Source organism: Spiroplasma kunkelii CR2-3x (assembly GCF_001274875.1).
GTDB classification, from domain to species: domain Bacteria; phylum Bacillota_I; class Bacilli_A; order Mycoplasmatales; family Mycoplasmataceae; genus Spiroplasma; species Spiroplasma kunkelii.
The window spans coordinates 1169017-1190369 of sequence record NZ_CP010899.1; the positions used below are offsets into that span (position 1 = coordinate 1169017).

Annotated in this window: 24 protein-coding genes; 4 read left to right on the forward strand and 20 right to left on the reverse strand. The window is 25.7% G+C overall.

The annotated features are described in order from the left end of the window. The first annotated feature begins 40 nt into the window (after nt 1-40). The gene (locus SKUN_RS06335; RefSeq protein ID WP_053391312.1) at nt 41-367 is read left to right on the forward strand and encodes a rhodanese-like domain-containing protein; all 327 of its coding nucleotides are present in this window, start codon (nt 41-43) and stop codon (nt 365-367) included. Between the two features lie 49 nt (nt 368-416). Here SKUN_RS06335 and dnaJ read toward each other — a convergent pair whose 3' ends face one another. From dnaJ to SKUN_RS06360, 5 genes are all read right to left on the reverse strand, one after another. Next, on the reverse strand, nt 417-1553 hold the full coding sequence (gene dnaJ, locus SKUN_RS06340) for a molecular chaperone DnaJ (protein WP_053391313.1): 1137 nt from the start codon (nt 1551-1553) through the stop codon (nt 417-419). Nucleotides 1554-1619: 66 nt separating this feature from the next. Next, nucleotides 1620-3392, reverse strand: coding sequence for a molecular chaperone DnaK (gene dnaK, locus SKUN_RS06345; protein ID WP_053391314.1), 1773 nt, complete (start codon nt 3390-3392; stop codon nt 1620-1622). A 28-nt stretch (nt 3393-3420) separates the two neighbouring features. Further along, nucleotides 3421-4044 (reverse strand): nucleotide exchange factor GrpE, encoded by a 624-nt coding sequence (locus tag SKUN_RS06350; RefSeq protein ID WP_053391315.1) that lies wholly within the window; start codon nt 4042-4044, stop codon nt 3421-3423. Continuing rightward, entirely contained in the window at nt 4037-5092 is a 1056-nt protein-coding gene (gene hrcA, locus SKUN_RS06355) for a heat-inducible transcriptional repressor HrcA (RefSeq protein ID WP_235510996.1), read from the reverse strand. Before hrcA ends, SKUN_RS06350 begins: the two co-directional genes overlap by 8 nt. Before the next feature lie 93 nt (nt 5093-5185). Further along, nucleotides 5186-7327, reverse strand: a complete 2142-nt coding sequence (locus SKUN_RS06360) for an ATP-dependent Clp protease ATP-binding subunit (protein ID WP_053391317.1) — start codon at nt 7325-7327, stop codon at nt 5186-5188. Between the two features lie 192 nt (nt 7328-7519). Between SKUN_RS06360 and SKUN_RS06365 the strand changes: the two genes are divergently transcribed. The 3 genes from SKUN_RS06365 (at nt 7520) to SKUN_RS10880 (ending at nt 9728) form a co-directional block, all read left to right on the forward strand. Next, nucleotides 7520-8383, forward strand: a complete 864-nt coding sequence (locus SKUN_RS06365) for a Cof-type HAD-IIB family hydrolase (RefSeq protein WP_053391318.1) — start codon at nt 7520-7522, stop codon at nt 8381-8383. Nucleotides 8384-8627: 244 nt separating this feature from the next. Next, complete coding sequence (locus SKUN_RS10875; protein ID WP_235510997.1) at nt 8628-9134, forward strand: hypothetical protein; 507 nt, start codon at nt 8628-8630, stop codon at nt 9132-9134. Nucleotides 9135-9536: 402 nt separating this feature from the next. Then, nucleotides 9537-9728: a hypothetical protein gene (locus tag SKUN_RS10880; protein WP_235510998.1), complete on the forward strand. Its 192-nt coding sequence runs from the start codon at nt 9537-9539 to the stop codon at nt 9726-9728. Nucleotides 9729-10599: 871 nt separating this feature from the next. Here SKUN_RS10880 and SKUN_RS10885 read toward each other — a convergent pair. The 15 genes from SKUN_RS10885 to pepF form a co-directional block, all read right to left on the reverse strand. Further along, a complete protein-coding gene (locus tag SKUN_RS10885) occupies nt 10600-11028 on the reverse strand; it encodes a hypothetical protein (RefSeq protein ID WP_235510999.1) in 429 nt (142 codons plus the stop codon). A gap of 135 nt (nt 11029-11163) precedes the next feature. Then, entirely contained in the window at nt 11164-11340 is a 177-nt protein-coding gene (locus SKUN_RS10890; protein ID WP_235511000.1) for a hypothetical protein, read from the reverse strand. Between the two features lie 1484 nt (nt 11341-12824). Then, nucleotides 12825-13019 carry an aldo/keto reductase gene (locus SKUN_RS10895; protein ID WP_327196288.1) on the reverse strand — a complete coding sequence of 65 codons (195 nt, stop codon included), beginning with the start codon at nt 13017-13019 and terminating at the stop codon, nt 12825-12827. 213 nt (nt 13020-13232) lie between these two features. Further along, entirely contained in the window at nt 13233-13343 is a 111-nt protein-coding gene (locus tag SKUN_RS11835; RefSeq protein WP_408640749.1) for a fructose-bisphosphatase class II, read from the reverse strand. A 298-nt stretch (nt 13344-13641) separates the two neighbouring features. Then, nucleotides 13642-14805 carry a hypothetical protein gene (locus tag SKUN_RS06390; protein WP_053391319.1) on the reverse strand — a complete coding sequence of 388 codons (1164 nt, stop codon included), beginning with the start codon at nt 14803-14805 and terminating at the stop codon, nt 13642-13644. Nucleotides 14806-15103: 298 nt separating this feature from the next. Then, on the reverse strand, nt 15104-15433 hold the full coding sequence (locus tag SKUN_RS06395) for a hypothetical protein (RefSeq protein ID WP_053391320.1): 330 nt from the start codon (nt 15431-15433) through the stop codon (nt 15104-15106). Between the two features lie 113 nt (nt 15434-15546). After that, nucleotides 15547-15717, reverse strand: coding sequence for a hypothetical protein (locus SKUN_RS09485; RefSeq protein ID WP_158500814.1), 171 nt, complete (start codon nt 15715-15717; stop codon nt 15547-15549). Between the two features lie 180 nt (nt 15718-15897). Continuing rightward, nucleotides 15898-16278 carry a hypothetical protein gene (locus SKUN_RS06400; RefSeq protein ID WP_053391321.1) on the reverse strand — a complete coding sequence of 127 codons (381 nt, stop codon included), beginning with the start codon at nt 16276-16278 and terminating at the stop codon, nt 15898-15900. 466 nt (nt 16279-16744) lie between these two features. Further along, nucleotides 16745-16882: a hypothetical protein gene (locus SKUN_RS09490; RefSeq protein ID WP_158500815.1), complete on the reverse strand. Its 138-nt coding sequence runs from the start codon at nt 16880-16882 to the stop codon at nt 16745-16747. A gap of 196 nt (nt 16883-17078) precedes the next feature. Beyond that, nucleotides 17079-17213, reverse strand: a complete 135-nt coding sequence (locus tag SKUN_RS11465; protein WP_268794827.1) for a hypothetical protein — start codon at nt 17211-17213, stop codon at nt 17079-17081. A gap of 180 nt (nt 17214-17393) precedes the next feature. Next, nucleotides 17394-17528: a hypothetical protein gene (locus tag SKUN_RS11470; protein WP_268794828.1), complete on the reverse strand. Its 135-nt coding sequence runs from the start codon at nt 17526-17528 to the stop codon at nt 17394-17396. 715 nt (nt 17529-18243) lie between these two features. Further along, nucleotides 18244-18573, reverse strand: coding sequence for a hypothetical protein (locus SKUN_RS06405; protein WP_053391322.1), 330 nt, complete (start codon nt 18571-18573; stop codon nt 18244-18246). 186 nt (nt 18574-18759) lie between these two features. Next, complete coding sequence (locus SKUN_RS10900; RefSeq protein WP_235511001.1) at nt 18760-18918, reverse strand: hypothetical protein; 159 nt, start codon at nt 18916-18918, stop codon at nt 18760-18762. Between the two features lie 243 nt (nt 18919-19161). Further along, the gene (locus tag SKUN_RS10905; RefSeq protein ID WP_235511002.1) at nt 19162-19263 is read right to left on the reverse strand and encodes a lipoprotein; all 102 of its coding nucleotides are present in this window, start codon (nt 19261-19263) and stop codon (nt 19162-19164) included. Nucleotides 19264-19454: 191 nt separating this feature from the next. After that, entirely contained in the window at nt 19455-21251 is a 1797-nt protein-coding gene (gene pepF, locus SKUN_RS06410) for an oligoendopeptidase F (protein WP_053391323.1), read from the reverse strand. Nucleotides 21252-21353: the final 102 nt, after the last annotated feature.

The window sequence follows — 21353 nt, forward strand, 5'->3', positions numbered from 1 at the left end:
ACGATATGATATAAATATACAAAAAAATAAGGAGTACACAATGAACCAAAAAGCAGTATATATGGATAATGAAATCTTTGAAACACAAAAAGAACAAGCTTTATTATTAGATGTCCGCACTGAGATTGAATTTAAAGCATTACGACAAATTCCAAATTCAATCAATGTTTATATTTTTGATTTGCTCCAAGATCCATCGCATTACTTATCAAACAAAAACCAATTAATTATTACATTATGCAATGGTGGTAATCGCAGTAGTGAAGCAGCATTAGAACTACGACAATTAGGATATCATAATGCTTTTGTTTTAAAAAATGGGATTTATGGTTATTACGGTTGAAAAGAACAAGAAACAAAAAAATAAAAAGTTTTAAGTATGATATTAATATCATACTTAAAACTTTTTATAATAATTATAAATTCTCATAGAAATCATCAGTAATTTTAAACGAACTATTATTTCTTAACTTTTGTAAAATTGTTTTTTCTTCTGGCGATAATTTTGTTGGAATTGTTACAATCACATTAACAATTAAATCTCCTCGTTTTGTAGATGTTGGTGATTTGAAAAACCCATGATTTGGAATATTAAAAATACTATTTGTTTTTGTATTTGATGGTAATTTCAAATGAACATCCCCATCAAAAGTTGGAACTTTAATTTCAGCTCCTAGTAAAGCATCTAAATAAGATACTGGTAAATTTAAATGAAGGTTATCATTAACCCGCTTAAAATATTTATTTGGTTTTACTGAAATTTCTAAATAAATATCTCCCCGTGGGCCATTATTTAGACCGTAGTTTCCTTTTTCACGAATTCGTAACTGTTGATTTTCATAAATTGATTTCGGTAACTCAATTTCTACTGTTTCTTTCCCACAATAATTCCCTTGACCTTTACATTTTGAACATTTATTAGTAATTACTTTTCCACGCCCTTTACAATCAGGACAAGGTTGCTGTGATTGAATCACACCAAAAATACTACGCTGTTCAAGGTTAACATAACCATAACCATCACAAGTTGTACAAGTATGAATGTCTTTTTTAAGGTCTTTTGCTCCAGTTCCATCACAGATTTCACATTTTTTATCAATATTTAAATCTAGGTTTATTTTCTTCCCAAACATTTGTTCTTTTAACGTTAATGTAACACGTCTAGCAATATTTTCCCCTCTAATTGGTTGATTACTAAAACCACGGCGTTTTTTACCACTAGCAAAAAAGTTTTCAAAAATATCACCAAAACCACCAGAGAAAATATCTTCAAAAACTCCCATACTACTAAAACCATGACTAAAGCCACCAAAACCACCAAAACCATTGGGGTCAGTTCCAGCATGACCAAACTGATCATAATTGCGACGTTTATTTGGATCAGATAAAACTTCAAAAGCTTCATTAATTTCCTTAAACTTTGCTTCGGCATCTTTCTCTTTTGAAACATCAGGATGATATTTTTTTGCTAATTGTCGAAAAGCACGTTTAATTTCATCATCAGTGGCATTACGATTAACGCCCAATACTTCATAATAGTCTCGTTTTCCCATTACAATCTTCCTACTTTCTCTTTTAAAGAAAAGATAACTAAAAGAATTTTAGTCATCATTATTGTCTTATTTGTTATCATCATTCGTAACTTCTGGTTCAGATTGATCACCTTGTTGGTCATTCATAAATTTTGAAGCTTCAGCCATTGCTTGTTCTAATGCTGCCATTTTTGCTTCTAAACCAACATAATCTTCTTTTTCTAACAATTCTTTAATTTCTGCTGTAATTTCTTCAGAAGCTTTTAACTGTTCAGAATCCATTTTATCCTTATTTCCTTCTAAAGCTTGTGTAATTGTTGAAAGATATGACTCTGCCTTATTACGCAATTCAATGTTTTTTAATTTTTGCTCATCTTTATCTTTATTTTGTTCTGCTTCATTAATCATTCGTTGAATTTCTTCTTCTGTTAAACCACCACCATTAGTAATGGTAACTGATTGTTCTTTACTTGTTTTTAAATCTTTTGCAGTAACTGATACAATTCCGTTTGCATCAATTGAAAACTTAACTTCAATTTGGGGAATTCCTTTTGGTGCTGGTTCAATCCCAGATAATTGGAATCGTCCTAATGATTTATTATCTGCTGCCATTTTACGTTCCCCTTGTAAAACATGAATATCAACAGCTGGTTGATTATCAGCAGCGGTTGAAAACACTTGTGATTTTGATGTTGGAATTGTGGTATTACGAGGAATTAAAACAGTTGAGACTTCTCCTAATGTTTCAATACCTAATGATAATGGTGTAACATCTAATAATAAGACATCTTTTACATCACCAGCTAAAACTCCCCCTTGAATTGCTGCACCAATTGCAACAACTTCATCAGGATTAATTGTGCGGTTTGGTTCTTTTCCTAATTCATATTTAATAACTTCTTGTACCGCTGGAATTCTCGTACTTCCTCCCACTAGTAAAACTTGGTCTAAATCACTAGGTTTTAATTTTGCATCAGCTAATGCTTTACGAACTGGTTCAATTGTTCGTTGAACAAGGCTTTTTGTCATTTCATTAAATTTTGATCTTGTTAATGTTAGGTTTAAATGTAATGGATTTCCATCACGCGCAGTAATAAATGGTGCTGCAATTTCAGTTTGTAATTGTGAAGAAAGATTTTTTTTCGCTTTTTCTGCTTCTTCTTTCAATCGTTGCATTGCCATTTTATCTGTTTTTAAATCAATACCATTATCTTTTTTAAATTTATCAACCATTCATTGAATAATAACTTCATCAAAGTCATCTCCTCCTAAATGATTATCCCCAGCGGTTGCTAAAACCTCAAATGTTCCATCTGCTAAATCTAAGATTGAAACATCAAAAGTTCCTCCCCCTAAGTCAAATACTAAAACTTTTTGTTCTTTATCAACTTTATCAATTCCATAAGCTAATGCTGCCGCAGTTGGTTCATTAATAATTCTTTCAACTTCTAATCCAGCAATTTTTCCAGCATCTTTTGTTGCTTGTCGTTGTGCGTCATTAAAATAAGCCGGAACAGTAATAACTGCTTTTGAAACTTTTTGTCCTAATTTTTTCTCAGCATAGTTTTTTAAATAACGTAAAATTTCAGCAGAAATTTGTTCAGGACTATAATCTTTATTATTAACATGAACTTTTTCTGATGTCCCCATTTTACGTTTAATCGAACTAATTGTATTTGGGTTTGTTACTGCTTGCCGTTTTGCCGCATCTCCCACAATAATTTCTTCATTTTTAAATGAAACAACTGATGGTGTTGTTCGTTGCCCTTCGGGATTTTCTAAAACTTTAAAATCTTTTCCTTCCATCACAGCAACACATGAATTTGTTGTTCCTAAATCAATACCAATAATTTTTGCCATATTATAATACCTTCCTCTCTTAAATTAGTTATTTTGCAACTTGCACTGATACATGACGTAAGACACGATCATGAATCATATATCCTTTTTGTAAAATTTTAACAATACATCCTGATGAAACATCAGTTGTTTCAATAATTTCAATTGCCGAATGGAAATTAGAATTAAACTGTTCTCCTACTTTTGTCTCCATTGCGGTAATACCTTCTTCTTCAAAAACCGTTTTAAACATACGATAAATCATTTCAAACCCTGTTAAAAAGTTTTTCACTTCTGGTGTTACATTAGTAACTTGTAAAGCACGCTCAAAGTTATCTAATGTTGGCAATAATTTTTCTGCCATCCCTGCTGCACGATAACGTTTAATATCAGCAACTTCTTCATGAATTCTTTTCTTTAAATTTTCACCATCAGCTAAAACTAATAATTTTTCTTCTCGCAAGCGTAAATTGTCTTTTAACAATAAATCAATTTCATGTTCTAAATCTTCAATAATTGCCAAATTATTTGCTTCAGTTGTTGGTGCTGTTGCTGTTTTCCCTGGTTCTGACGGTGAATCAGCAGGTTGATTATTTGCTAATTCTTTCCGTAATTGTTGAATTTTTTCTTTTAATTGGTTTGGCGAAGATTTATTATTTTTTTCATTACTCATTAATCTCACCCTCTCTATCTTCTTTTTGATATGCTTCTTTAATCCGATAAGTTAATCATTCAAGAACTTCATAAAGCTTATCATATTCTAACCGCTTTGGCCCTACTAAAGCAATTCCTCCTTCTTGCATATCATCAACCTTATAAGTTGTTGTCAACAAAGCCATATCATCATTGTTAAACCCTGTTTCATTCCCAATTTGAATTGAAACAAAATTTTCGCTTGGGTTATTCTGTTGTTTTTTAAAATAATCAAACGGTGAAATTGTTTCAATTAAGCTAATAACTTGTTTAATTCGTTCTGGATTATTATATTCCGGATTTTGGAGCATATATTGAATCCCATGTGTTGAATAACTTGGTTTAACAATATTTGTTAAAGCGTTAACAAATTGTTTTAAAATATATTCATAATGTTTTACTTGTTGTTCTAAAATTGGACGAATTACTTCAAATTTTGTTGGAATATCAGTTATTTTAGTATTTTCTAACCGTGTATTAAATAATTCAACAGAAATTTTTAAATCATTCATCGAACTATTTTTATCAATTGTAAACATTTTATTTTCAACATGCCCATTTGTTAAAACAAAAACAACAACTGCTTGTGTTTCAGAAATTGGCAATAATTCAATTTTTTTTAATAATTCTTCTTGAAAGTTTGGACCAACAACAACTGTTGTTAAATTTGTCATTTCACTTAAAATTTGGCCTGTTTGATCAAGAATATCATTAATTGACATATTTCGATTAACAAATAAGGCTTCAATACGGTTTTTAATATCATCAATATTTTTCTCAACCATCAAGTTATCAACATAATAACGATAACCTTTTGTTGATGGAATTCTTCCCGATGAAGCATGTTCTTTTTCTAAAAAACCTTCTTTTTCTAAAATTGCACATTCATTACGAATTGTTGCAGAAGAAGAATCTATTAAGGACCAAGCCATAATAGCTTTACTTCCAACAGGCTGTGCTGTTTTTGTGTATTCTTCTACAATTACTTTTAAAATGTTTTCTTGTCGTTGGGTTAACACCAGCAGCACCTCGATTCTACAATTCTTATAAATATTTGGCAATTAACACTAAATAGTGCTAACAATTAATATTATAAATTTATCATTTAAAGAATGCAAGTGCTAATTTAATTTTGTGCTATTCTTAATAGCCATTTCGTTCTTAACTACATCAATTGTATAAGATTTACCCTCTTGAACTTCTTCTGAAATAATAGCATGAGCAATTAACGATTCAAGATTTCGTTGAATATATCGCTTAATTGGCCGTGCTCCAAATTCACGATCATATCCTTCGTTTAAAATTTTTTCTAATACTTTTTCAGAATAACTAATACTAATGTTTTTACTATTTTCAATTCGTTGTGTTAATTCAGCTAATTCTTTTTCAATAATTTCTTTAATAACATCTTTTGATAAAGCATTAAAGGTCACAACATTATCAATTCGATTTAAAAACTCTGGTTTAAATTTTCTAGCTAATTCTTTTTGAATTAATAAACCAACACTATCATTATTTTCATTTAATAAATATTCTGACCCAATATTAGAAGTCATAATAATAATTGTATTTTTAAAATCAACAGTTTTACCTAATGAATCAGTTAAACGACCATCTTCTAAAATTTGCAACAAAATATTTAAAATATCAGGATGTGCTTTTTCAATTTCATCAAATAAAACAATTGAATATGGGCTTCGACGAACAGCCTCGGTTAATTGTCCACCCTGTTCATGACCAACATAACCTGGTGGTGCCCCAATTAATTTACTTACTGAATGTTTTTCCATATATTCAGACATATCTAATCGTACCATTTGTTTTTCTGAATTAAAAAGAACATATGCTAAACTACGGGCAACTTCTGTTTTTCCAACTCCTGTTGGTCCTAAAAATAAGAAACTACCAATTGGTTTATTTGGGTCTTTAATTCCACTTCTACTACGAATAATTGCATCAGCAACTAGTTGAATTGCTTCTTTTTGACCGCGAACACGACGCCGTAAAATCTTACTTAAATTTAATAATTTTGCCTTTTCTGTTTCTACTAAACGGTCAACTGGAATACCAGTTCACTTTCCAACAATTGCGGCAATATCACGCTCAGTTACATCTTCTTTCAAAAGATGTGAACCTGAAGCTTGTTTTTCTTGTTCATGTAATTGTTTTTCTAGTTTTGGTAATAAAGCATATTGAATTTCACCAGCACGATTAAAATCACCACTTAATTGCGCTTGCTCTAACTCTTTCTTCAATTGTTCAACTTGTGATTTTAAGTTTTTTAATTTAGTAATACTTTCTTTTTCCAAATTTCATTGAATATCTAATTTTTGTTGTTTTGCTTTTAATGGTTTTAATTCATTTTCAATATCAACTAACCGTTCATTAGATGCCTTATCAGTTTCTTTTTGCAAAGCTGCTTTTTCAATTTCTAACTGAATAATTCGCCGATTTAAATTATCTAATTCGGTTGGAACTGATGCAATTTCTGTTTTAATTGTTGCAGAAGCTTCATCAATTAAGTCAATTGCTTTATCTGGCAAAAAACGGTCAGTAATGTAGCGAGACGATAAGTTAACTGATGCAACTAAAGCATTATCATGAATTTTAACCCCATGAAAGGTCTCAAATCGTTCTTTTAAACCTCGTAAAATTGAAATACTTTCATCAATGGTTGATTCACTGACAACTACTTTTTGAAAGCGTCGCTCTAAAGCAACATCTTTTTCAATATATAAACGATGTTCATCTAAAGTCGTTGCACCAATACAATGCAAATCGCCACGCGCTAACGTTGGTTTTAATAAATTACTAGCATCCATACTACCTTGTGTCTTACCAGCTCCCACAATTAAATGCAACTCATCAATAAATAAAATAATATCGCCATTTGATTCTTTAACTTTATTTAAAACCGCTTTTAAACGTTCTTCAAATTCACCTTGAAATTTCGCACCAGCAATTAATGCTCCCATATCTAATTCATATATTGTTTTATTTTTTAAATTACTAGGAATATCACCTTTAACAATTCGTTGTGCTAGTCCTTCAACAATCGCTGTTTTCCCAACACCAGGTTCACCAATTAAGACCGGATTATTTTTTGTTCTTCGTGATAAAATTCGAATTACTCTATTAATTTCATCTTCACGTCCAATAATTGGGTCTAATTTTCCAGCAAGAGCCTCTTTATTAAGATTTTTGGCAAATTTTTCAAGAACTTTTGGATCTTTACCTGGTTCATATTGTTGTGTTAAATCCATACATTTGCCTCCTTTAATTTTTAGCACTCTATATTATTGTTTGCTAATTTTACAATTATATATTATCATATTGATTAGCAAAGTCAATTAAATACTGCTAAATTTTTAAAAATAATATAAATATAAAAATATTAGATATAATAAGAGATACAGGGATTAGAAACATAATTATTTTTTTTAGAAAGGAGTCCCATGAAATTACAACACCTAAATAAAAAACGTTTAATTCTAATTGATTTAGATGGTACAACATTGATGAATGATGGCAAAACAATCCATACAAAAACACAAGATGTAATCAAAGAAGCTGTTAAAGTTGGGCATAAAGTATGTATTACAACTGGTCGCCCTCATCGAGCAAGTATTCGCTTTTATCGTGAATTAGGGTTAGACACCTTATTAACAAACTTTGATGGTGGTCATATTCATGACCCATTAAAACGAGAGTTTAAACGTTTAGTTTTTCCAATTTCTTATGATGTTATTATGAGTATTATCAACCATCCTGATGTAAAAAATATTGTTGCAAATGTCTTAATTGAACATTATGATAAAGCAATTTGTTGAAAAAAAGATGAGGCAATTGAAAATTACTTTCATCTTGATGATGTGGCTGATGATGAATATTTTATTGCCAATCCTTATATTGCTTGAAAAGGTCCAGCTAGTAATATGGCCTTATATTTAAACAATGCTAATGAAAAAGATCAAATTTTAAGAATTTTTGAAAATTTTAAAAACTCTGTCCAAGTTAACATCGGACATTATAGTAGCGGTCAGGTCCAAATAATGATTAACATTACAAATAAACTTGTTTCAAAAGGATTTGCAGCTAATATTTTAGCACAATATTATAACGTTGATATTCGTGATGTTATTGCTTTTGGTGATGAAATGAATGACTTAGAACTATTGCAAAATGTTGGTTATGGAATCGCAATGAAAAATGGAAATGACAATTTAAAAACTAATGCTCGGGGAATTACACACTTAACTAATGATGAAGGCGGCGTTGGTGATTATTTACAAAAACTATTAAAAGGAGAAAATGTTTAAAAACATTTCTTTTTTTATCTTTAAAACAATTAAAAAATATTTTCATTTTTTTAATGCTAAATACAATTACTAAATCAGAAAAATGATTTAGGATGTTATATTAATTAAATTAAAATTGGAAGTATTGAATATTTAAGAATAATAAATATTTTCATAATAAAATTTTAAAATAACACCTATATCATTTTTGTTTCTATGAAAATAATTTTGATTAATATAGCAAAAGAAAGAAGCAGAAAATTATATGAAAAAAATATTAAGTATCTTAACAATGTCAATAGCTATTTTAAATGTAATAAGCACAATTACTGTTATTAAACCTAATAATAATGAAATTTTAACAAACTTTATTAATACTGAAACTGAATATGCTAAGTTAATAAAAATTAATACAGAAACAGTACAATTTATTGCTTTTGACAATAAAGGTAATAGTTTTATGGGCACTAAAAATGAACTTTATTATTTGCAGTATAATAATACAAAAAAACAAAAGATTAATGGAATTAATGAATTGTTTAAAACTATTAATTTTCATAAAAATATTACATACATTGGAACTGAGAATGACGCTTATATCTTAAAAAATGGCGAAACAAGCGCAACTAAGATAAAAAATATTAATACTCAATATGTTAATGGAATAACAGTTAACAATCAAATTTATTTTAGCACTTTTGATGGAATTTATTTTTTAACTGATAGGAAAACAACTACTGTTAAAATAAACAATTTTAATTTTTTTTACTAATCATGAATTAAAAATTAATAATAAAATCTATGTTTGCAGTTATATTTTGGTAATTATAATATTAAAATTGGCGAAACAAGCGCAACTAAAATAAATGGGCTTGATTATGTAAGTGTTCATTTATTAGAAATTACTAAAAAACATAATGTATACTTTGCAACGAATCAGGGTCTTTATGTTTTAAAAAAATAGGGAAACAACCGCCACTAAAATAAATGGTATTGATGAAAATGTTTGAACAATTGAAATTATCAACAATGATATTTATTTTGGAACTGATTTTGGTGCTTATATATTAAAAAATGACGAAACAAAAATTCAGAGCAAATAAATGAGGTAAGAGGAAAAATCTCATTAATAACAACTACAAAAAATACTCTTTATCTTATTGGTGAAAATGATATGATTTATTATTTAAAAAATAACGAAGTAAATATTATTGAATTAGATTCAATAACAGAAAAAGGTATAAGAAAAAATTATTTTGATAAAATAAATAATAATATTTATATTCAACAATTACTGGATTTATATTTACTTATTAATAAACAAAAACAAAATGATGAAATATGAAATTTTTGAAAAATGATATAAATTTTTAGCACCCGATGTTTTAAAAGTTAAATTAAGTTTTTACCAAGTTGTATTTTGTAGAATAAAGGATGAAGTAGGACAAAAAAACCGACCCAATAAGGGTCGGTTTTTTTGTCCTACTTCATCCTTTATTCTACAAAGTTAAAGAAATAATAAATAAATTTGAAAATAAAAATATAATTCAGAATTTATGTCTTGATTAAATGCAACTATTTGAAATATCCCAGAAGAAGATCATTCTGGTGCGGGAGGATCAATTACAAATGATAATATTCAAACACTATTACTAATCTAATATATGAACATTATTCTGATTTTCACACAAAATATTAACAAATGAATGAAAACGATGAATTAGTTTTATCAACAACAACTAACGGTTATTGAGACCAAAGTTCCTTATATATTATTAGAAACCTTTAGAGCACTCAGCTAAATTATTTTATAATTTTTGTAAATTAAAAACCAACTCTAGCTAGAGTTGGTTTTTAATTTAAATAATAATAATTTCTAAAGTACATACTATAAAATTCATTTAAAATTTCTCAATTAAGTTCTTTTTTCATCAGGTGTCAACATTCACTAAGAAAATCATTCTTCAAATAATTCATCATTATCACTAGTTAGTACATAACCAGATTAAATAAACGACCATGCTGCTAATTGTTGTTGAAACGGAATATTATTGCTATTACAACTTGATGTCCTAAATATTGAACTAATAAATCACCAGGATTAGTAATAAATGCACAAATATTTAGTTGCTCGCTACTAGATTCACAAATACATTTACCAGTATCAACATTAATATTATGATTAAAATAAATTTGATCAGAGGGCCAAACTGATACATAATTTGTAATGGAATGTCCTATTTTATGAATAATTGTTGTGAAATATTATCTGCTGTTGAATGAAAACCAATTTCATATTGTTTTTTGTTTACATGCTCTTGCAATGTTCGACCACTAATAATCATACATTGGGCTAAATAATGGCCATTCTTTTTTAACCTTGTTACTACTAAAGGGTTATTGCAATTACTTTTAATAATATCATTATTAAATTCAATACTATATCATAATTTTTGAAAAATTGAAAAACCATAAATATTAACGAATAAATTAGCAAAAGTAATTAAATTATTAATAAATAACTTTTGCTTATCAGAAACAACAGCAGCAACAATTTCCGCAAATTGATAAGAATAAACTTGATTATTTGTTACTCCATGCACAACATTAGCAAATATTTGAAAATAGTTAAATTTTTTCTTTTTGTTAAAATTGTTAATTGACATCTGGCTTGCTTCATAAGTCATATTATTTTCATAACGATGAATAAATGTAAAATCTTCATCAGTTAACGATATCTTTTTTTAAATTTACTTTTAAAAGATTGTAATGTTCCTTTTACTAATTGGTTATTATTTAAATTAGATAAATTTATTTTTTTTACTATGATTACGGTATAGTAAACAATCACTATGTTTAGCATAGTCAATTTCATTATCGCCTTTTAAAACACATCAAAATAATCCTCCCATAGAAAAGATAATTATTACACTAGTTATTAAAATAATAATTATTGTAATATCTTCATTTTTTTTCATAACTTTTCTCTTTAAATAAAATTAATTTTAATGGGTATAAAAATATTTTTTCATAATTTAAAGTTAATAAAATATTACATAGAACTAGATGATTATAACAAAATATTATCTAAATTAAAAATTACATTCATTTAATTCTAATTAAAAACATCAGTGGAATGCGGATGTTAAAATATTAATACTAATAAGATGATTATGGATATTAGGTTCTCTCTAATAACCAACTTGATAATAACATTACCTTATTAGAAACTATTTTTTAGTTTAATAAAATTTTATTAATTATTATCATCTTCCATCTTCAGTTAAATCTTTTATTTTCTTTTTATCAATTTTAATTCAATTAGCCGCTTGTTTTTCGTGATTTAATTGTAGTTAAATTATATAATTTGGATTTTTTGGATTATTAGCCGCTTGTCTTAATTTTAACTTTTGTTCAATGGTTAAATGTCTAAAATAAAAAAGTTATTCTTTATTTAAAGTTTGAGCAGAATCAATTGATGTTTTAACTCTTTTAGATATAGATAAAATCTCAGCCATTTTTTCTGCCATTTTCTAGACCTCCATTTTGGACCTATTTACCTTTACTTATATTATAACATTTTTTAAGTTTTCATTACCATTGTAAATTTTAGCATAGAAATTTAAGAATAAGATATTTAAAAAAATATTAAATTATTTTTAAAAATATAAATTTAATTTACAAATAATTTGATAAAAACAAAATTTACTTTTGATTTTATTATTTTTTTATAAGATATTACTAATAGTTTAATTTTTAATTAAACTATTATTTTTAGAAAGGAGGTACCATTTTAAATCTATGAAAAGATTATTTAATATTTTAGGTGCAATTGGAATATTTAGTATATAATCATCAAGTTTAACAGATTGTAAAAAACCATAGCAAACTCAAAATACTGCAAAATACCTAAAAAAAATAAAACAAATACAGATGACAAAAATTTAAAAAATAACAAAAATTAAATCCTTCACTAAGGAAAAATGTTACAATACTTTAAAATAACAAACCTTTTAATAAAAAACGAAAAAACACTAATAATTAATAATTTATTTAAAAATTCTTTCAATTTTTTGCACTAAGAAAGAATATATTTAAATTTATAAATAAAAAAAATAATATTTTTCATTAAAACCTATCAAATGTTTGGGAATAAATATTATCATACCATATTAAGACTCTGTAAGATTTGAATTGTTTTTTTAGTTAGTGTAATTTTTTTACTCTTCTTGTTTTCTTGGATATGACGTAATAGTTCTACTTTAGCAATTGGTTGAATAATAAAATATTGGATTCAAGCTAAAACTAATTGAGCAACAGTACAATTATATTTTTTAGCTTCGGTAACTAGAATTTAATTTTCGATTGTATTAGCAATTGATGAATATGCTTGTATCAAAATGTTTTTATTTTGATAATATTGTACACGATCTCATCTTTGCTTAAAAGGATTAAATTTAATTTAGTTTAAATTTGGATAAATACCTGTTTTTTCAAACAAAATTTCAATCATATCCTTATCAAAATTACTTACACCAACAACATTAATTAACCCTTTCGCTTTGCATTGTAGCAATTCGGTATATGCTTTGATAGTTTTGTAAAAATTTAAATTTGGGCGATGAATTAAAACAATATCTAAATAAATTGCTCCTAATACATCTCATTAATTAATTAATTCAACCTTAATGCCTAATTGACACATTGTTTTTGTTATTTTTTGATGACGCGGTTTATTTAAAATAATAAATGATAAATTTTGCTTAATTTTTAATAAAGTCAATAAAATTGCTTCAATTGGTTAATTAAAATCAACTATTACAGCTAAGTCCTGTGATAAAAACAATTTTTACATATACATTTCTGGGATTTATAACATTGTATTATTTTTAGCAACAGCAATACATGAAATTGAACCCGGTCCATTTTTACTAGCCGGTGTTGTCCCTTCAATTGGGTCAACTGCAATATCAATCGTAATTGCTTGTTAATGAAAAAAAAGTTTGCCCTTGATATAACATTGGTGCTGTATCAAGTTCACCTTTGCAAATTTCAATTTTTGTTTTAACATCATTACTTGTTAATAATTTATTAATAATATCCTGCTTTTTGGTCTAACATATTTTTATCATTTTTACCAACCAATTCATATTAAGCAATCACAGCTAACTGGACCGCACGTAAAAATAAAAGACTATTTATTTCCATTGTTTATTCCTTTGCTTGCTATTAATATTTAATCATATAATTTCCAAAATAAAAATGTAAAATACCTTACATTATTTTGTATTTTGTTTTGGAATCTTACCAAATAATTCATGAAAGGCCCGCTTTCATCCAACTTTACTAGCATGAACTAAAAATTCATTGCTAGAAATAATAAAAGTACAAAAGACAATTGGAATAATATATACTCAATAATATCATGTTGGTTCTGAAATTTTATTTGGAACATTTACTGCAATAAAAATATATTGAAAAATTGGGTTTCAAAAAAACATTAATAATTGGGTTGAAGTTGTATAGATGGGGCCAGACATTGCTAAACATGAATAATATAGTATTCGAGAACTACCCATAATAATTCCTCCAGCAAGAACAATTAATGCATAATCATAATATTGAAAATTAGCAAAAATTTTATAACCATCTAAGAAACTTTGATAAGAAAAAACTGCAGAAATTGGTGTCCCTAATAATAACATTAATATCGCTGAAGAACTTGTTTTAATTGATACTGTTTCATGATTTGTAAATTTAATTTTTGAAGAACTCATTAAATTGGACATTCCTAATGCTTCCATTGCATAAAAGCCAGCGGTCACTAAAGCTAAACACATCCCTCCAATCGATGATCAAGCTAATCCTTCTTCAATTGCAAAATGAATTGACATTCCTAAAATTAAACATGTAGAAATTGCTAAAGCAGTTCAAGTATATTTACTTTGACGAGCACTAAAAAAAATAGCACTTCCAATTGCCGCTAAAATAACATTTAAATTTAACAATAATCCTGGAACAGTTCCATCTGTACCACTTTGATGATTAATTGTTAATAAAACTGATAACTGAAAAAATACCATTGCAACCGGACCACCTAAAAAACCATATAATACAATTAGTCAAGTTTCTTTATGACGAAGTAATTTTAAAAAATTAATAAAATTTTTGGGTTTATAAAAAATAAACATTACAAAAGTTGCCATTATTTCTTGAATTGTCACATAAAAAGTAGCATTAATTGGCGCTGCTAAATTACCATATGGTCCTTGTTCTGGAATAATATATAGCATTAATGGTACAATAGAATATCCAACTGCAGAAATTAATCCATACATAATTCCCAGAATAATGCGACGTTTTGTATGAATAGTATCCAATTCATTTTTTACATTTTTTTCTTTTTGTAATAACTGTTGATCTGTGGTAACCTGATCTGACATATTTATACTTCCCTAATCCATTTTTTTACTATTAATATTGTTTTTTTAAAAACCATTAATTATATATTACACTAAACATAAAAAAAGTTAAACTTTTTTAACTTTTTTTATATAAATTTAATAAATAACATTAATATAATCAAATTATTATTATAATTATTTTTTTCCAAATAAAAATGCATCTCTTTTAAAAAATTCATAAAATTTTTTAAGGATACTGACTTTTTTATATGAATATTTTAATAATTATTTTAAATTATTTTTTAAATAAAATTTAAATCTTTTAATACTATGGCACCTAATATATCACCAATGATACTCAATTTAAAAATTGGTGTATACAAAATGCTCCCGATAATCGTAATAAATCATCTCTGTCTTTTGAACTATTAGCAAAGGTATATAAGCAATCTTCAATATTTAATATTTGTGGAATGTAATAACCATTTTCATCTTCATAATAATAATCTTCACCATAATAATATTTATCTATAATTTTACTAATACAATTAAAGTGACATTTTCAATCTTTACTATAATATTGTTCTTTTCTAATAACTTTATTATCTTCATATACAACAAGACCCGTAGTACCAGTTCCTGATTGGTCAATACCTATTTTTATCAAGTTGCTCAATCCTCATCATTATTATTAATTACTGGTGTTACATTTGAGATATCATCTTCTTTAACGACATTATCATTTGTGTCTGCTATTTCTGGATAAGAGATTGGGGAAATTTATAATAGTCCATCGCTAATTTGCCCCTTATTTTTGGCGACAGTAATATCATTAAAAGGTATATATTCAAAATTACCATCTTCTTTAATTTCTTTTTCATCTAAATCAATATCAAAAATATCAATTCCCATTTCTAATGCTAATTTACGATATAATTTTGCTTCAATCATTTATTTTGGTCATTTATTTCAAGGTGAATATTCACTATTACCACTATGACTACTATTTTTTAATCATTCAATATCTGCTTTTTTTAATAAAATATCTTGATAATTACCATTTTTATCTTTTGCAAAAGCATAAGAACCAATTATTTCATTAAAATCACTAGTATTTGCATTAAAATTAATTTAATGTATTTTAGGACATGAATTTAAACTATCTCATTCAAATTTCTCACCTTTAAAAATAATTGCTTTTCTTGGGCTATATCCTGCTTCTTCAATTCTTTTACAATAAACTTTACTATCAATAACAGTAGTTAATTTATTTTTAAATGGAATAATATTAAAATCTTTTCCAAAAATTAACCCTTTATTACTTAATTTAATAATACCTAATGTTGTAATTTTAGTATTATCAGCAGTATTAACTAATTGCAAATAATTTTGTCCATTTTTCATTTTTAATTCTTCAAGTGCTAAAATATTTTCTTTTAAATATTTATCATTAACTTTTAATTCATATTTAATAATTGCACTTTTAATATATTGTTGTAATTCAGTTGTCATTTTATTTCACTCCTTTATTTATTTTGAATTTAATACCTTTAATACCAATAGTATTAATATCTACATTACTATCTCATTGTGCTTTAATTTCATTTTTAACATTTTTTTCATCAATAACTAAATAAGTTTTAATTAAATTAATTAATTCTAATTTATTTGCATTTTCTAAAAAATCATTATCAATTCCAATTATTTCAATATCTTTTATTAATATTTTTTCTTTTATTAAATTAATACCAACTTTTTTTAATTATTTTGGTTCTAATGATTTATCAATTTGCTCAATTTGTTCCATTACAAGAACTTGTTCATCTTGAATTTGGTCAATATCAAGACCCATATCTGGTGTTAAACTATTTTCTTTTTCAAGTAATTCTTGTTTTTTTAATTCTTGTTCTTTAAATAATTCATTTTGTTTTTTAATGCGTACTTGATTAATATTATTTTTAATTTCAATTTTATGATTTTAAATTATTTTTTTTAATTTAATTAAATTATTTCTTAATTTATTAACATCATCTAAACAATCATCAACTACTTTTACTGGTTCACGAAAAACAATATATACTTTACTTACAAGACTAGTAATATCTTTTAAATACACATTTTTATAACCATTAGTATTATAATAATTACGATGACGATAAATAAATTCTGCTAATTATTACCCATTTTCATCCATTCATTTTTTAATATTTAATTATTTTAAACTTAATTCTTTAAAATCATTACCTTTAATAAGAAAAGGAAAAGAAACATTTTTAACTATATCTTTTACATTATTATTATTATTATTCATTTTAAATTTCCTCCAAATTCTTTTCTATAATTAATTTTTCAATATAGTCATAAGCACTCTCTTCTGAATAACACTCTTCTAATGCTTCATTAAATAAATCTTCTTCAGTATAAACTTTGCCATCGTCACTTTTCATATATTATTTATTCTCCTTGTCATTCAATTTTTTCTAAATTAATAATAGTTTTTTCACTATAAAATATATTTTTAGCAGTAAGCTCTGCTTCAATATATGTATAAAAAAAACTGAGTATTAAATCCAAATTTATCTTTTGATAATAATAAGTATTTATATTTTTTCATAATTTAATTCCTCCTAATTTTGTTTACCTAATGCTCAATGTTCATCAGTAATTTCATCGTGTGTAAGAATATATTTATTTTCTTTATCACATTTAAAGCAATAACCTCAATATCTTTTTTTAAAACATATTTTCTTTTTCATAATCATTTTTAAATTCTCATTTTTACAATTAACTACAAAGTACTACAATGTTCTACATTTTGTAGTTACTTGTAGTATTTCATCAAGTCCCCACTAGTAGATTAATTAAGAAATCCTTGCCCAGTTCTTAAAAATTATTTAACCTCTACGCACACGATTTTATTTTTATCCTTGCAATTAATAGTTGTGAATGCACCACTACGCGTCTATCTTAATCAAAGTCATTAATTTACAAAATCGCAAAAAAACAAGTTAACAGCTCTAATGGTTTCATGCCGGCGGAAATGCCTTGTTGGAGAACCTTCCCTAAAAATATGTAATTATAAATTAAACACTTGTAGAGCCAATTATTTAATTTTTAAAGTTGTTTTATAAAATTTAATGTTTTAAAAAAAATTTTAATATTCAGTGTAATAAACATCTTCAAATCATTCTGTTTTTTCACGATGGTTAGGTTACTTTATGAAACTGCTTTGGTGTTCCACATTTTTTGCATTTAATAAAAGTATTTTTAAACATATTTTTCATCTCCTTTTAATGGTTGTTTTTAAATAAAAAAACAACCCTTTAACAAGAGTTGTTTTTTACGGCTTCATCGTACACGATGTATAATTATAAAATCTTCTTTTAAATTTAACATAAATAAAACAACTATTTCCATTAAAGTCTTAGCTGTTAGTGTTAATTTTAATAAGTCCGATGACAAAAATTTATAATATTTTTAAAGAGCATTTTTTTGAAAAGAATACTGGTTAGCAGTTAATAATTTTGGCATTACTTTTGGCACTAACCTTGCCAATTGTTTATCTAATTCTAATTCTACAATAGGGCGTGCCGAAGATGAAACTATTCCAAAATTTTCTAGTGTTTTTCTTTCTGACCTGCTTAATTTTTTATCATCATATTTAGTTAAATTAATAATTTGGTTTGGTTTTAATTTTTCTAATTGTTTGTTAGTAGTTATATGTTCATATGAATTATTAGCAACTGTAAAAGACATACCATTAATTCCAATTGCTGTTGCACTTATTAAACATAATATTTTTTTCATTTATTTTTTCCTTTCATTTTTTTATTATAAATTTAATATTTTCATAGTTAATTCTTTTGCTATAATATCATATACTAATGGAAATAAAATTTCTAACTTAATACTATTCTTAGAATTATTATATCCTATAATATTAATAACATAATTATTAACCGTCTTTGCTAAATTAATTGTTCACGTTTGATTCTAATTAAAGTAATCATTGAAATTAAAAGAAAAATCATTTTCTGGATTATTGGCAAAAGCTAAGGAATATAATCTTGTTTTTGCTGCTTGTAAATATGGTCTAATTTCTGATTCTTTTACTTTTTCAATATCACCAACTTCAATTTTTAAATCTAACAAATTAATTTCCTTGATATTTCTAAGGTCATCTTATTCCAATGTTTTTTCAATTTCTTTAATTTTTGCTTTTAGTTTCAAAATATTATTTTGTAAATTTTTGATTTTTTTTATGTTTATTTATTGATTCTCTATGTTTATTTGTTCATTTAAAATATTAATTTTATGATTTAATAGGTGAATTATTATTTTAACATTATTTATATTATCTTCTTGCTCTTGATTTGTCGTTTCAGTAATTGCTTCTTATAAATATTGCAGTTTTTTATTACCGCTACAAGCAATTAAACTTCCTCCGGGTGTACTAATTAATCCACATATTCCTAAAATATTTAATAATTTTTTCATTTTTCAGTATTTTTTCCTTTTCTAAAACTTAATAATTAAATTAATACTTAAAGTATTAATAATATTTTATAAAAAAATATTAAAAACAAAATAAAATTAATTTTTATCAAATTATTTTTAATTTAAACAAATATTTTTTATTTTTATTTTTAATATAATAATTTTTTTTATATAATATAACTAATATAATGCTATTTTAATAATCGAGTAAGATTATTAATCATTTCTGTTAATTTTGTAATCAAGCCATTATAAACATTAGAATCAGTATAATCAATTCCGATATCTTTTAAAATTGCTAATGCTTCTTTACGACCACCTTGTTTTAAAAAATTTAGTAAATATTCTGAATGACCATTAATGACATCATTATAAAGTTTAAATGAAGCAACAATACAAGTTGCATATTTATAAACATAATATGGTGAATGAAAGAAATGTAAAATTCGTGGTCAACTATATGTCTTTTGTTGTAACTCATGTTTATCAAAAACAGTATAACCAAATTCATTAGCTTTTTGATCAAAAAGATTTGCTAATTTATCAGCATCTAATGGCTCATTATTTTCAAGCATTTTATGCGCAGCTCATTCAAAATCAGCAAAATGAATTTGGCGAAAAAAAGTTGCCATAATTTCATCAATTCGATTTTGTAATAAATAAATTTTTTCTTCTTTACTTTCAGCATATTTATATAAATAATCAAATAATAAGTGCTCATTAACTGTTGAAGCAACTTCTGCTAAAATAATTGGATAACTATTTAATGGATATTTATTATTTAAATCTGCTAATAATGTGTGAACAGAATGACCGGCTTCATGTGCTAATGTATTAACTGAACCAATTGTATCATCTCAATTCATTAAAATAATTGGTTCAACTCCTGAACCACCAGATGAATAAGCACCACTACGTTTATTAGTATCTTCAAAGTAATCAATGCGATGATCACTTCAAACTAACTCTAATTGGGTTAAATATTCATTTCCTAATGGTTGTAGGGATTCACGTATCATTTTTTTTGCATCTTCAACAGTATATTTCTTATCTAATGATGCAATGTTTTTAACTAACTTCAAACTACCATCAGTTGGATAAAACTTTTTAAATTTAAAATGTTTTTTTAATAACTCATTATATTGAACAAATAAATTACTATTTTCACGACCATATTTAATTAAACTTTCATAAATTTCTTCAGATACATCATCATTATTTAATGATGCTTGTAAAGTATTTTTATAACCACGTAAGCGAACAGACTCAACACTATGTTGAATGATTCCCTCATAAATTCGTGCAAAAGAATGTTTTTTATCAACTAAATGCTCAGAAAACAATTGTGCTGTTTTAATTCGAAATTCTTGTTCACCTAATGGATCAGATTTCTCCATAATTTCACTATATACACTATTTGTTAATTCTGTTTTTGTTCCTTGATAATCAATAAAAGTTGACTTTTTATCAGCATATGCTAATAAATCATATAATTCATAAGCTACACTTCGTGACCGTGTTACTAAAGCTAAAATTTCTTCATCACGTTCTGATAAAATATATTTTGCATTTTTAAAAAACTTACTATAACTATATTCATATGCACTTAATGCAGAATCTTCTTTAATTCATCTCATAATTGTTTTTTCACCAATTGCTTTTAATTCGGGAGCAACAAAAGCTAATTGACTTAAAATTTGATTTAAAGTATTTGAATAAGTTCCTGCTAATTCTTGATATGATAAATCAGTTGTATCAATATCACCCATATGTAAATATTGTCCCATTTTATTTGCAATTAAATCAATTTCTTCATCTAAAAAAATATATTTTTTAAAAACAGCTATTTGATTTAACTTTCCTTTAAAGGTGATAATTTCTTCTAATTTTTTTGCAATTTTTGCTAAATCTTTTTTCCATGCTTCATGATTGGAATATAAATGATTGAAATCTCATTTATATTGTGCTGGTGCTTCATTTCGTTTCATTCTTTTCTCCTTTTTTCTAAATTTACCTTTTTATATTATAACGGAAAACAAAATATTTTTATTGTTATTCTAGATAATGTTATAATATTTTGTATATAATTA